We start from the raw sequence: 12,414 nt of genomic DNA on the forward strand, positions 1-12,414 counted from the left end.
TGGGGGTCAGCGACCGTACTTGGGGGCGAAGAACCGCGCGACGAGTCGGGCGACGAGGTTCAGCACCATGACGATGAGGATGAGCGTGAGGGCGGCCGCCCACGCGCGATCGATGTACGCCTCGGGCGGGTTCCCCTGGTTGGCGTACTGGGTGTAGACGAAGACCGGCAGGGACTGCATGCGACCCTCGAACATGTCGTAGTTCATGCTGTTCGTGAATCCGGCGGCGATGAGCAGCGGCGCGGTCTCGCCGATCACGCGGGCGATCGCGAGCATGATGCCCGTCGTGATGCCGGCGATCGAGGTGGGCAGCACGACCTTCACGATCGTCAGCCACTTCGGCACGCCGAGGGCGTAGGCGGCCTCGCGGAGCTCGACGGGGACGAGGCGCAGCATCTCCTCGCTGGATCGCACCACCACGGGGATCATCAGGACCGCGAGGGCGACGGCACCGGCGATGCCGGTCCGCGTGCCGGGGCCCCAGAAGATCGCGAAGAGCGCGTAGGCGAAGAGTCCGGCGACGATCGACGGGATGCCGGTCATGACGTCGACGAGGAACGTGATCCCGCGGGCGAGACGGCCGCGGCCGTACTCGACGAGGTAGATCGAGGTCATCAGGCCGATCGGGATCGAGATCAGCGCCGCCGTTCCGGTCATGAGCACCGTGCCGACGATCGCGTGCAGGGCACCGCCGCCCTCGCCCGTGACATTGCGCATCGAGTACGAGAAGAACTCGGCGTCGAAGCGGTTCAGACCGAAGGTCACGACCGTGATCGAGAGGGAGATCAGCGGGATCATCGCGAGCAGGAACGCCCCGGTGACCAGTGCGGTCACGAATCGGTCGGTGGCGCGCCGTGATCCCTCGACGATCCGCGAGAGCAGGGTGATCGTCGCCACGTAGACGAGTGCGGCGACGACGAACGTGCCGACCCAGTTGAACTCGGCTCCGCCGAACGCGATGACGCCGAAGAGTCCGGCCGATACGAGCAGGCTCGCGCCGAGCACCATCCACGGCGCACCGTTCGGCAGCTTGCCGGCGGTCAGCGAGTTGCTGACCGGCGCGGCGGCCGGCCCGCGGGTCTCGGGAGGGGTGATCGTCGTGGTCATCAGTTCGCTCCCGAGAACTCGGCACGGCGCGCGACGATCCAGCGGGCGATCGCGTTCACCGCGAAGGTGACGATGAAGAGGATGAGGCCCGTCGCGATGAGGACGTTGACGTTGATGCCGTACGCCTCGGGGAAGCTCAGGGCGATGTTCGCCGCGATCGTCGACGGGTTGACCGACGTCAGCAGCTGGAAGGTGACGGCCCCGGTGGCCGAGAGCACCATGGCGACCGCCATCGTCTCGCCGAGTGCCCGGCCGAGGCCCAGCACCGCGGCCGAGATGATTCCGGGACGGCCGAAGGGGAGCACCGCGGTGCGGATCATCTCCCACCTGGTGGCGCCGAGCGCGAGCGCGGCCTCCTCGTGGAGGACCGGCGTCTGGAGGAAGACCTCGCGCGAGATCGCGGTGATGATCGGGATGATCATGACGGCGAGCACGAGTCCCGCGGTGAGGATGGTGCGGCCGGTGCCGGAGACCGGGCCCGCGAAGAGGGGGAACCAGCCGAGGTTGTCCACCAGCCAGGAGTAGAGCGGCTGGACGGCCGGTGCGAGCACGCCGATGCCCCACAGGCCGAACACGACGGACGGGACGGCGGCGAGGAGATCGACGATGTAGCCGAGCACCGAGGCGAGCCGGCGCGGTGCGTAGTGGGAGATGAACAGCGCGATGCCGATCGAGATCGGCAGCGCGATGATCAGCGCGAGGGCGGCGGCCCAGATCGTCCCGAAGACGAGGGGGCCGACGTAGGCCCAGAAGTTCGTGTCGAGGATCGACGCGTCCTCGCTGTCGGCGAAGAGTGCGGGGATGCTCTGGACGATGAGGAACGTCGCGACCGCGGCGAGCGTGACGAGGATCATCGAGCCGGCGAAGACCGCCGACTTGGAGAAGACGCGGTCGCCTGGGCGCTGCTTCGCCCGGATCGGCGCGGCTGCGGTGGTCATCAGGGAGATCCTCCGGTCAATGGTGCGAGGGACATGGCCGTGCCCGGCCCCGGTTGCTGCTGAAGCTACCGGAGCCGGGCACGAACCACTTACTGGATCGAGTCGATCGCAGCGACGACCGAGTCGCGGAGCGAGTCGGAGATCGGGGCCGAGCCGGCGGCCTCGGCCGCGACGTCCTGGCCCTCGGGGCTGGCGATGTAGGACAGGTACGCCTTCACGAGCTCGACGTTCTCGGGCTCGGCGTACTCCTGGCAGGCGATGAGGTAGCTGACGAGGACGATCGGGTAGACGCCGGCCTCCTCCGAGGTGCGGTCGAGCTCGATCGCGAGGTCGTGGTCGTCACGGCCCTCGACGAACGGCGAGGCGTCGACGATGGCCGCAGCCGCCTCGGGAGAGTACTCGACGAACTCGCCGCCCACGCCGACCGCGACGGTGCCGAGGTCGCCGGCGCGCGACGCGTCGGCGTAGCCGATGGTGCCCGTGCCGTTGGTGACCGCGTCGACGACGCCCGAGGTGCCCTGGGCGCCCTCGCCGCCCTCGAACGGCCACACGCCGTCGGCCTCGTACGTCCACACGTCGGGCGCGGCGGCACCGAGGTAGTCGGTGAAGTTCTCGGTGGTGCCCGAGTCGTCGGAGCGGTGGACCGGGGTGATGGCCTGGTCGGGGAGCTCGACGCCCTCGTTGGTGGCGGCGATGGCGGGGTCGTTCCAGTTCGTGATCTGACCCGCGAAGATGCCCGCGATGGTGGCGGGGTCGAGGTTGAGGCTGTCGACGCCCTCGAGGTTGAAGATCACGGCGATCGGCGAGATGTAGAGCGGGAGCTCGACGATGGTCGTGTCGGGCGCGCACTTCTCGAAGCCGCCCGCGGCGATCTCCTCGTCGTTGAACGCGCGGTCGGAGCCCGCGTAGTCGCTGGCGCCCGAGAGGAACGTGTCGCGACCGGCGCCGGAGCCCGAGGGATCGTAGTCGATGGTCACGTCGGGGTTCGCGGTCTGGAAGCCGGCGATCCACGCCTGCTGAGCCGAGTCCTGCGACGACGCGCCCGCGCCGACGAGGTTGCCGGAGAGCGTCGACTCCGAGGCGGCGGGGTCGCCCGAGCCGTCCTCGTTCGCGGCGCAGGAGCTGAGCGCGAGGGCCGCCGTCATGGCGATGACGGCGGGCGCGGCGAAACGCTTGAGGTTCACGTGATTCCCTTCCGGGGGTTTGGATTGCAGGATGCGGGGCCGGGTGCCGACCCGCCTGCGACGCTAACCAGCGTGCGTGACGAGCGTCCCCCACGGTGGTGAACGGAAGGTGAACGGGGCCTTTCGGTGCGGGTGCCGTGGCTGGGAGTCCCCACGGAACCGCTGGGAGTTCGCGGAGCCCGCTAGACGGTCGGCGCGTGCGTCTCGATCGCGATGATGCCCGACGACGGGTTCGAGGACGAGAGGTGCACGACGCTGAACGCGCCGACTTCGAGGCTCGCGGCATCGGTCACGTAGGACCCGAGCGGGGTACCGGTGGCGAGGGCGATCTCGCGCATCATCTCGGGCATCACGGGGCCGTGCCCGCAGATCACGGCGGTCTTGCCGACCCGCACCCGCTTGCCGATCACGCGGCGCACCTCGTCGTTGCCGGCCTCCCACGCGTCCTGGCTGATGCCGTCGTCGCGCTTGACCGTGATCCCCGTCTTCGCCGCGAGCGGGGCGACGGTCGTCACGCACCGCACCGCAGGACTCGAGACGATCTTCTTCGGCTTCCACGCCATGACCGTGTCGACGAGCGCCGCGGCCTGCTGCACGCCGCGCTCGACGAGCGGGCGCGCCGTGTCCTCGCCCTTCCACGCCGATCTCGTCTGGGCCTTGCCGTGCCGGAGCACGATCAGCGCGAACGTCTCGGTGACGCCCTGGTCGACGAGTGCGGAGAAGTTGTCGAGGATCTCGCGATCGGGTCCGTAGGTGAGGTACCCGCGGGCGCGCTTGATCGTGACCCATTCGAGCGCGGCGATCTCGGAGTTCGGCCGGAACGTCGACTCCTGCACCGCCTTCTCGGTGACCTCGGCCGCCCAGTAGTGCACGATCTTCTCGCGACCGCTCGGGAGCGGGTACCGCGAGACGCCGACGGGCACTCCGAGGGCGACGGCGAGCCCGGTCTCCTCGGCGATCTCCCTGACGGCCGTCTGCGGCAGCGTCTCGCCGGGGTCGACCTTGCCCTTCGGGATCGTGACGTCGCCGTGGACCGTGCGGTGCACGACGAGCACGTGGATGCGCCCGTCGATGACGCGCCAGCAGACGGCGCCGGCCGCGTAGACGGCGGTGGCGACCTGGCTCATCGGCGCGCCGCCCGCGTCGCGCGCTGGGCCGCGCGCTTGGAGCGCTGCGCGACGCGCTGGATGCGGAGGTGCTGGAGGTCGTCGAGCGGGCGGCCGGCGTCGTCGGTCGAGTGCCTGGTCCAGGTGCCGTCGCCGTCGAGCCACCACGATGCCGTGTGCTCGTCCATCGCCTCGTCGAAGAGCTCGGCGATCGCACCCATATGGTCGGGGTCGGTCAGCCGGACGAGCGCCTCGACCCGTCGGTCGAGGTTGCGGTGCATCATGTCGGCCGAGCCGATGTAGACCACGGGATCGCCGTCGTTGCGGAACGAGAAGATGCGCGAGTGCTCGAGGTAGCGACCGAGGATGGACCGGACCCGTATGTTCTCGCTCAGGCCGGGGATGCCGGGCCGCAGGCTGCAGATGCCGCGCACCCAGACCTCCACCGGCACGCCCTCGTTCGACGCGCGGTAGAGCGCGTCGATGATGGCCTCGTCGACCATCGAGTTGACCTTGATCCGGATGCCGGCGGGCCGGCCCTCCTGCGCGTTGCGCGTCTCCTGCGCGATGAGCTTGAGGAGCCCCTTGCGCAGGTGCAGCGGCGCGACGAGGAGGCGCTTGAACTTCTTCTCGATCGCATAGCCGGAGAGCTCGTTGAAGAGCCTGGTGAGGTCCTTCCCGACCTGGTCGTCGGCGGTGAGCAGTCCGAGGTCCTCGTAGATGCGGCTCGTCTTCGGGTTGTAGTTGCCCGTGCCGATGTGGCTGTAGTGCTTCAGCCCGTCCTTCTCCTGGCGGATGACGAGTGCGAGCTTGCAGTGGGTCTTGAGCCCCACGAGGCCGTAGACGACGTGCACGCCGGCCTTCTCGAGCTTGCGCGCCCACGTGATGTTGGCGGCCTCGTCGAAGCGCGCCTTGATCTCGACGAGCGCGAGGACCTGCTTGCCGGCCTCGGCGGCGTCGATCAGCGCCTCCACGATCGGGCTGTCGCCCGACGTGCGGTAGAGGGTCTGCTTGATCGCGAGCACGTCGGGGTCGGCGGCGGCCTGCTCGAGGAACGCCTGCACGCTCGTCGCGAACGACTCGTAGGGGTGGTGCAGCAGCACGTCCTTCTCGGCGACCGCGGCGAAGATGTCGGCCTGCCGGTTCGGCTCCGACGGCTGCAGCTGCACGTTGGTGGTCGGCACGTGCGTCGGATAGTGCAGCTCCGGCCGGTCGATGCGCGCGAGGTCGAAGAGCCCGCCGAGGTCGAGCGGCGAGGGGAGGGTGTAGACCTCCTGCTCCGTGACATCCAGTTCGCGGACGAGGAGGCCGAGGGTGACGTCGTCCATGTCGTCGGAGATCTCGAGCCGGATGGGCGGGCCGAACCGTCGACGCAGCAGCTCCTTCTCGAGCGCCTTGATCAGGTTCTCGGTCTCGTCCTCCTCGATCTCCACGTCCTCGTTGCGGGTGACGCGGAACACGTGGTGGTCGAGCACCTCCATGCCGGGGAAGAGGTCGCCGAGGTGGTTCGAGATGAGCTCCTCGAGGGCGATGTAGCGCGCGTCCTCCACCGACTCGGTCGGGTCGACGCGCACGAATCGCGGCAGCATCTGCGGCACCTTGACGCGCGCGAACTCCTGCCGCCCGGTGCGGCTGTTGCGCACGCGCACGGAGAGGTTCAGCGAGAGGCCGGAGATGTACGGGAACGGGTGGGCGGGATCGACCGCCAGCGGCATGAGCACCGGGAAGATCTGCGAGCTGAAGTAGCCGTGCAGGTGCTCCCGGTGCGACTCGTCGAGTTCGCCCCACGAGACGACGCGGATGCCGGCCTCCGCGAGCGCCGGCTTCACGAGCTCCTGGTAGGCGGCGGCGTGGCGCGACTGCAGCACGTGCGCCTTCTGCGAGATGTCGGCGAGCACCTCGTGGGGAGTGCGTCCGACGTTGGTCGGGACGGCGAGACCGGTGTTGATGCGGCGCTTCAGGCCCGCGACGCGGACCATGAAGAACTCGTCGAGGTTCGAGGCGAAGATGGCGAGGAAGTTCGCGCGTTCGAGCACCGGCAGCCGGGGGTCCTCGGCGAGTTCGAGCACGCGCTGGTTGAATGCCAGCCAGCTGAGTTCGCGGTCGAGGTAGCGCTCGGCGAGGAGTTCGGGCGCGCCGTCGGTGTCGAGCGGCTCGAAGTCGTCGTCGAAGTCGCTCGCGGTGCGGTCTTCGTCGAGGGTGCTCTCCGCAGTCATCCACACATCATGCCACCGGGCCGCGACGCGGTGGTGAAGCGCAGGTCACCGGGTGGTGACGTTCGCGTCCTGCTCGTCCTCCTCGTGGACGTTGAAGCGGTAGCCGACGTTGCGCACCGTGCCGATGAGGCTGTCGAGGTCGCCGAGCTTCGCGCGGAGGCGACGGACGTGCACGTCGACCGTGCGCGTGCCGCCGAAGTAGTCGTAGCCCCAGACCTCGCTGAGCAGCTGCTCGCGCGTGAACACGCGCGACGGGTGCGCCGCGAGGAAGCGGAGCAGCTCGAACTCCTTGTACGTCAGGTCGAGCGCGCGGCCGTGGACCTTGGCCGAGTAGCTGGCCTCGTCGATCACGACGCCGGAGGTCTGGATGCGCTCGGCCGGCTGGGCCGCCTGCGCCCGCCCGAGTGCGAGCCTGATGCGCGCATCGATCTCGGCAGGACCCGCGTGCTCGAGGATCACGTCGTCGACGCCCCAGTCGGAGGTCACCGCGGTGAGCCCGCCCTCCGTCACGACGAGGATCAGGGGCACCGAGAGCCCGGTCGTGCGCAGGATCTGCGCGAGCGCCTTCGCGCCCGCGAGGTTCGTCCGGGCGTCGAGGAAGACGAGGTCGGCCTCGGGAGCGCGCACCAGTTGATCGGGTGACGCCGGAATCACGCGCACCCGATGGCTCAGGAGAGACAGGGCCGGGAGAACGTCTTCGTTTGCTGCCGGCGTCAGGATCAGCAGCTGCGCCACGCACACCCTCCAGTAGTAAGGTGCGGTCAATACTACGGGACGCCGTACGGCGGGTGGCGAGATGGGGATCGACGTGACGCAGGACGACGCAGGAGCGCCGGCGACGGGCCTTGCACGCTGGGCCGTGCCGATCGTCTGGCTCATCTCCGCGGCGGGCACGGCCGTGGTCGTCGGCCTCGCCTGGTCGGGCACCCGCGTCTGGTTCCACGACGCCGGCCCGTACGCCGCGCTCGGGGTGCTCGGGATGGTGTTCGCGGCATCCGTCATCGCGGCGCTGCTGCTGCAGCTCGCCTCGCGGAAGCCGCACGGCTACGTCGGTCGCGCCAGTGCGTCGATCGCCGGCGCGGTCGTCCCGGTGGCCGTCGGAGCGCTCGCGCTGCTGCCGGTCGTCGGCTGAGCAACGGGTAGACTCGCACCATGTCCTCGCTGCTCGCGCTCGAACTGTTCTTCATCGGCCTGCTCGGTCTCGCGAGCCTCACGATCGCCTGGATCAGCGGCGTCGTCGTCTACAAGCTCTTCAAGGGGCAGCGCTAGACCGTGATCGAACTGCCGGTCGACCTCCCCGCGGAGCTCGTTCCGCTCTCCTGGCTCATCGGGGTCTGGGAGGGATCCGGCGTGATCGACTACGCCGTCGGCGACGGCTCGGTCACTCACGAGTTCGGGCAGCGCGTCAGCTTCAGCCACGACGGGCTCCCCTACCTGAACTACAACTCCTACACCTGGCTGTTCCCGACGACGGATGACGCAGAGCCCACGCCGCTGGCCGCGGAGTCCGGCTACTGGCGGCTCGCCCGCCCGCTCGGCGAGGGCGACCAGGGGCCGGCGATGCTGCCCGCGGTCGGCGCGACGCGCTTCCCCGACGCCGAGGCCGTCGAAACCCTGCGCAACGACGCCGGCGGATTCGACCTCGAGGTCTCGATCGTGCACCCCGGGGGCGTCAGCGAGCTGTACCTCGGCCAGGTGAAGGGGCCTCGCATCGACCTCGCGACCGATGCGGTCATGCGCACCGCCGGCGCGAAGGAGTATGCGGCGGCGACGCGGCTCTACGGGCTCGTCGAGAACCACCTCCTCTGGGCGTGGGACATCGCGGCGCTCGGCCAGGACCTGCGCACGCACGCGTCGGCCCGGCTCGCGAAGGTCGACTGATGACCGGCTCGCCGTTCCTCGCCCTGCCCGGCGCGGTGGTCGCCGACCCACCCGACGCGGGGGTCGCCGCGCATTACGGCAATCCGATGGTCGAACAGCGTCGGCTCGAGGAGGGGCGGGCGATCGTCGACCTCTCGAACCGGGGCGTCATCACCGTCGCGGGCCCCGACCGGCGATCCTGGCTCAACTCGATGGCGAGCCGGGCCCTCGACCACCTCGCGCCCGGCGAGAGCGCCGAGGCGCTCTTCCTCGATGCAGCCGGGCACGTCGATCACGCCGTGCACGTCGTCGACGACGGCGACCGCACGTGGTTGGTGCTCGAGGGCGACGCGGCGCCCGCGCTCGCGACGTGGCTCGACCGCATGCGATTCATGCTGCGCGTCGAGGTCGCCGACGTGAGCGACGCGTTCGCCGTCGTCGGCGCGATGCCGTCGGCCGACGGGTTCCCCGTCGGGCTCCCCGACGGCGCATTGGTCTGGCGAGATCCATGGCGGCAGGTGCTCGCCGACGGCTACGGCTACGCGCCGGAGGCAGGTCACGCGGGCGCCGGGTGGCGGTACGCCGAGGCCATCGTCGCCCGCGACGCCCTCCCCGCCCTCGCGGCCGAGGCGCGCGCCGGCTCCGTCGCGGTCGCCGGGTCGCTCGCGCTCGAGGCGCTCCGGGTCGCCGCGTGGCGTCCGCGCTTCGCGACCGAGGTCGACGAGCGCACCCTCCCGCACGAGCTCGACTGGCTCCGAAGCGCCGTCGACCTGCACAAGGGCTGCTATCGCGGCCAGGAGACGGTCGCGAAGGTCGTGAACCTCGGTCGGCCGCCGCGTCGTCTGGTGATGCTGCACCTCGACGGCAGCGACACCATCCTGCCGCGGCCGGGCGACGCGGTCGTCGGGATCAAGGTCCGGCCGGAGCCCGCTCCGGGGGAGCAGCCCGAACGCCGATCGGTGGGCGCGATCACGTCTGCGGCCATGCACCACGAGCTCGGCCCGATCGCCCTCGCGGTGATCAAGCGGTCCGTGCCGGCCGACCTCGAGCTCATCGTCGAGAGCCATGGCATCGACGTCGCGGCCTCCCAGGTCGAGATCGTCCCGGCGGGCGCTGCGGCCGCGGTCGAGGTGCCGCGCCTCCCGAGGCTCGGCATCCGCCCGTGACCCGGTCGCCCGGAGGGGCGGCCCGGCTGGCCGGGCGAGCCTCCCGGCTGCGCGACTCCCTGCCGGCGATCCTGCAGATCACGGTCACCGCGATCGCGGCGTACTCGTTCTCGCTCTTCGTGGTCGGCCACGAGCAACCCCTCATCTCAGCGCTCGTCGCGATCACCTCGCTCGGATTCGTGCGCGACGCGCGCCCCATGCGCGTGCTCGAGACCGTCATCGCGATGACGCTCGGCATCGCGCTCGCCGAGGCGCTGCTGCTCGTGGCGGGCAGCGGCATCTGGCAGTATGCGCTCGCGCTCGTGGTGACGCTCGCGGTCGCACGGTTCCTCTCGGGCAACGCGTCGTTCGCGATCGCCGCGGCGGTGCAGTGCTCGCTCGTCATGCTCGTGCCGGCACCCGAGGGCGGGCCGTTCGTCCGCACGCTCGACGCCGTGGTGGGCGGTGCGTTCGCGCTGCTCGCGACCGCGGTGATCCCGCGCGATCCCCGCCGCACGGCGCTGCGCGACGGCCGCCGCCTGCTGGGCGAGCACGTCGCCGTGCTGCTCGAACTCGCGGCGGCGCTCCGCGAGGGCGGGGCGGATGCCGCGGGCCGGGCACTCTCTCGCGCACGCGACACGCAGCCGGCGGTCGAGGCGTGGACCGCGAGCGTCGACTCGGGCATCGCCATCGCGCGCCTCTCGCCGATCGTCCGCCGGGCCAGGTTCGACCTCGAGCGGCAGCGGGCCATGCTCTCGGGGGTCGACCTCGCGACGCGGAACCTCCGGATCGTCGCGCGGCGGATCGAGTGGACGCTCCGCGACGGGCGGCGGCGCGAGGCGATCGCCGACGTGGTCGCCCGTATCGCGGTCGCCGTCGAGGTGCTCGACGAGTCGTTGCGCGACGTGTCGCAGCAGCCGATCGCCCGGCAGGGCTTCGCCGAGATCCTCCGTCACCTCGATCCCGCAGCGATCCTCCCCGAGGGCCCGCAGGGCGACCGCAACACCCTCGCCGCCATGCGTCCGTACCTGGTCGACCTCCTCACGGCGACCGGACTCGGCCTCGACGAGGCGCGCGCTTTCCTCCCCGGCGACTGAGCGTCGTCCGCGAGCGGTCGGGCTCGAGCCCGGGGCCGCTCAACGCGGCGCGACCGACGCCCAGTCGACGCTGAGCTCGCCCAGCCGCCAGCGGCGCACGCCGCCGCGCACCGGCCACCCCGCGTCGCGGAGGCCCCGTGAGAGCGCGATCCAGCGCTGCGAGGGTCCGTACACCGACAGCGGCGCGTGCACGCGCCAGCCTCGATCGAGCGCCTCGAGCAGGTCGTGGACGCGCTCGCCGGGGACGTTCCGATGGATCAGCGCCTTCGGCAGCCGCTCGGCCACCATCGACGGCGCGTCGAGCCCGGTGAGGCGGAGGCTGATCGTGAAGGTCTGCGGGCCGGCATCCGTCACGCCCACCCAGCTCGAGACACGGCCCAGTTCGTCGCACGTGCCCTCGACGAGCAGACCGCCCGGCGCGAGGCGGTCGGCCATGCGCGCCCAGGCGGCTGGGACCTCTCCCTCGTCGTACTGGCGCAGCACGTTGAAGGCGCGGATCACGGCCGGGCGCAGGCCACCCGGCACGGGCACCTCGAAGCCGCCGAGGCCGAACGACACGGGCAGGTCGGCGGCGAAGGGCGTGCGGTCGGCGCGCACCTGCGCGAGCTGCGCGTCCGCCGACCGAACCCGGGCCGGGTCGATCTCGAGCCCGAGCACCCGGACATCCGGTCGGGTCCGGCGGAGCCGCGCGGCGAGCTCGAACGCCGTCACGCCGCTCGCCCCGAAGCCGAGGTCGACGACGAGCGGATCGACGGCCCCGCGGAACGCCGGTTGCAGGGCGATCCAGCGGTCGACGCGGCGCAGGCGGTTCGTGTTCGTCGTGCCCCGCGTGATGGATCCGACCGGCATGCTCCCAGTCTCGCAGCCCGGTGCGCCCCGGGGCATCCGCCGACCGGGCGCATCCGCCGACCGAGCGCATCCGTCGGACGGAGGCATCCGTCGGGCCGCGGCACCCGTCACGCGACGACCCCGCCGAGGGCTCGGCCGACGGGGGTCGCTAGGCTGGACCGCATGGTCTACACCCTCGTGCTGCTGCGCCACGGCCAGAGCGACTGGAACCAGAAGAACCTGTTCACCGGCTGGGTCGACGTCCGGCTCAGCGAGCAAGGACGCGCCGAGGCGACCCGCGGCGGCGAACTGCTCCTCGAGAAGGGGATCCTGCCCGACGTACTGCACACGTCGGTGCTGACTCGCGCGATCCAGACCGCGGACCTCGCCCTCGAGGCGTCGGACCGGCTCTGGATCGACGTGCGGCGCTCGTGGCGTCTCAACGAGCGCCACTACGGCGCGCTGCAGGGCCTCGACAAGGCCGAGACGCTCGAGAAGTACGGCCAGGAGCAGTTCATGCTCTGGCGGCGCTCGTTCGACACGCCCCCGCCGCCGCTCGCCGACGACGCCGAGTGGTCGCAGGTCGGCGACCCGCGGTACGCGAACCTCTCCGACGACGAGATGCCGCGCACCGAGTGCCTGAAGGACGTCATCGCGCGCATGCTCCCGTACTGGGAGTCCGACATCATCCCCGACCTGCAGGCCGGCAAGACGGTGCTCGTCACCGCGCACGGCAACTCGCTGCGCGCGCTCGTGAAGCACCTCGACGGCATCTCCGACGACGACATCGCCGAGTTGAACATCCCCACGGGCATCCCGCTCGTCTACGAGCTCGGCGACGACTTCATGCCGACCAGGCCGGGCGAGTACCTCGACCCGGAGGCCGCCGCCGCCGGTGCCGCGGCCGTCGCGGCGCAGGGCAAGAAGTAGCCG

At 71.1% G+C, this 12,414-nt stretch carries 12 protein-coding genes; 5 read left to right on the forward strand and 7 right to left on the reverse strand.

Annotated features, from left to right (window positions below; translation table 11 throughout):
- Nucleotides 1–6: 6 nt before the first annotated feature.
- From pstA to ACSJD1_RS16980, 6 genes are all read right to left on the reverse strand, one after another.
- Entirely contained in the window at nucleotides 7–1,107 is a 1,101-nt protein-coding gene (gene pstA / locus ACSJD1_RS16955; RefSeq protein WP_438856467.1) for a phosphate ABC transporter permease PstA, read from the reverse strand.
- A complete protein-coding gene (pstC, locus tag ACSJD1_RS16960) occupies nucleotides 1,107–2,045 on the reverse strand; it encodes a phosphate ABC transporter permease subunit PstC (RefSeq protein ID WP_438856468.1) in 939 nt (312 codons plus the stop codon). Before pstC ends, pstA begins: the two co-directional genes overlap by 1 nt.
- An 89-nt stretch (nucleotides 2,046–2,134) precedes the next feature.
- The gene (locus tag ACSJD1_RS16965; RefSeq protein ID WP_438856469.1) at nucleotides 2,135–3,229 is read right to left on the reverse strand and encodes a phosphate ABC transporter substrate-binding protein PstS; all 1,095 of its coding nucleotides are present in this window, start codon (nucleotides 3,227–3,229) and stop codon (nucleotides 2,135–2,137) included.
- Between the two features lie 182 nt (nucleotides 3,230–3,411).
- A complete protein-coding gene (locus ACSJD1_RS16970) occupies nucleotides 3,412–4,356 on the reverse strand; it encodes an NUDIX hydrolase (RefSeq protein ID WP_438856470.1) in 945 nt (314 codons plus the stop codon).
- Nucleotides 4,353–6,551 (reverse strand): RNA degradosome polyphosphate kinase, encoded by a 2,199-nt coding sequence (locus ACSJD1_RS16975; protein ID WP_438856471.1) that lies wholly within the window; start codon nucleotides 6,549–6,551, stop codon nucleotides 4,353–4,355. The genes ACSJD1_RS16970 and ACSJD1_RS16975 overlap by 4 nt, the downstream gene beginning before the upstream one ends.
- A gap of 45 nt (nucleotides 6,552–6,596) precedes the next feature.
- Entirely contained in the window at nucleotides 6,597–7,286 is a 690-nt protein-coding gene (locus ACSJD1_RS16980) for a response regulator transcription factor (protein WP_438856472.1), read from the reverse strand.
- 73 nt (nucleotides 7,287–7,359) lie between these two features.
- On the opposite strand from ACSJD1_RS16980, the gene ACSJD1_RS16985 reads away from it, so the two are divergent.
- The 4 genes from ACSJD1_RS16985 to ACSJD1_RS17000 all read left to right on the forward strand — a co-directional run bounded on the left by ACSJD1_RS16985 (nucleotide 7,360) and on the right by ACSJD1_RS17000 (nucleotide 10,653).
- Nucleotides 7,360–7,683 carry a hypothetical protein gene (locus ACSJD1_RS16985; protein ID WP_438856473.1) on the forward strand — a complete coding sequence of 108 codons (324 nt, stop codon included), beginning with the start codon at nucleotides 7,360–7,362 and terminating at the stop codon, nucleotides 7,681–7,683.
- A 140-nt stretch (nucleotides 7,684–7,823) separates the two neighbouring features.
- Nucleotides 7,824–8,432, forward strand: a complete 609-nt coding sequence (locus tag ACSJD1_RS16990; protein ID WP_438856474.1) for a nitrobindin family protein — start codon at nucleotides 7,824–7,826, stop codon at nucleotides 8,430–8,432.
- On the forward strand, nucleotides 8,432–9,577 hold the full coding sequence (ygfZ, locus tag ACSJD1_RS16995) for a CAF17-like 4Fe-4S cluster assembly/insertion protein YgfZ (protein WP_438856475.1): 1,146 nt from the start codon (nucleotides 8,432–8,434) through the stop codon (nucleotides 9,575–9,577). The genes ACSJD1_RS16990 and ygfZ overlap by 1 nt, the downstream gene beginning before the upstream one ends.
- Nucleotides 9,574–10,653: an FUSC family protein gene (locus ACSJD1_RS17000; protein ID WP_438856476.1), complete on the forward strand. Its 1,080-nt coding sequence runs from the start codon at nucleotides 9,574–9,576 to the stop codon at nucleotides 10,651–10,653. The genes ygfZ and ACSJD1_RS17000 overlap by 4 nt, the downstream gene beginning before the upstream one ends.
- Before the next feature lie 39 nt (nucleotides 10,654–10,692).
- Here the strand turns inward: ACSJD1_RS17000 and ACSJD1_RS17005 are convergent, their stop codons facing one another.
- On the reverse strand, nucleotides 10,693–11,502 hold the full coding sequence (locus ACSJD1_RS17005) for a class I SAM-dependent methyltransferase (protein WP_438856477.1): 810 nt from the start codon (nucleotides 11,500–11,502) through the stop codon (nucleotides 10,693–10,695).
- Between the two features lie 162 nt (nucleotides 11,503–11,664).
- On the opposite strand from ACSJD1_RS17005, the gene ACSJD1_RS17010 reads away from it, so the two are divergent.
- Entirely contained in the window at nucleotides 11,665–12,411 is a 747-nt protein-coding gene (locus tag ACSJD1_RS17010) for a phosphoglyceromutase (RefSeq protein WP_438856478.1), read from the forward strand.
- Nucleotides 12,412–12,414: the final 3 nt, after the last annotated feature.

Source organism: Agromyces excoecariae (assembly GCF_051715505.1).
GTDB lineage: Bacteria > Actinomycetota > Actinomycetes > Actinomycetales > Microbacteriaceae > Agromyces.

Bases quoted from the DNA above. Each gene is read 5' to 3' on its own strand.
- ACSJD1_RS17005 (WP_438856477.1), bottom strand. From the start codon at position 11,502: ATGCCGGTCGGATCCATCACGCGGGGCACGACGAACACGAACCGCCTG.
- ACSJD1_RS16975 (WP_438856471.1), bottom strand. From the start codon at position 6,551: ATGACTGCGGAGAGCACCCTCGACGAAGACCGCACCGCGAGCGACTTC.
- ygfZ (WP_438856475.1), top strand. From the start codon at position 8,432: ATGACCGGCTCGCCGTTCCTCGCCCTGCCCGGCGCGGTGGTCGCCGAC.
- ACSJD1_RS16970 (WP_438856470.1), bottom strand. From the start codon at position 4,356: ATGAGCCAGGTCGCCACCGCCGTCTACGCGGCCGGCGCCGTCTGCTGG.
- pstA (WP_438856467.1), bottom strand. From the start codon at position 1,107: ATGACCACGACGATCACCCCTCCCGAGACCCGCGGGCCGGCCGCCGCG.
- pstC (WP_438856468.1), bottom strand. From the start codon at position 2,045: ATGACCACCGCAGCCGCGCCGATCCGGGCGAAGCAGCGCCCAGGCGAC.
- ACSJD1_RS17010 (WP_438856478.1), top strand. From the start codon at position 11,665: ATGGTCTACACCCTCGTGCTGCTGCGCCACGGCCAGAGCGACTGGAAC.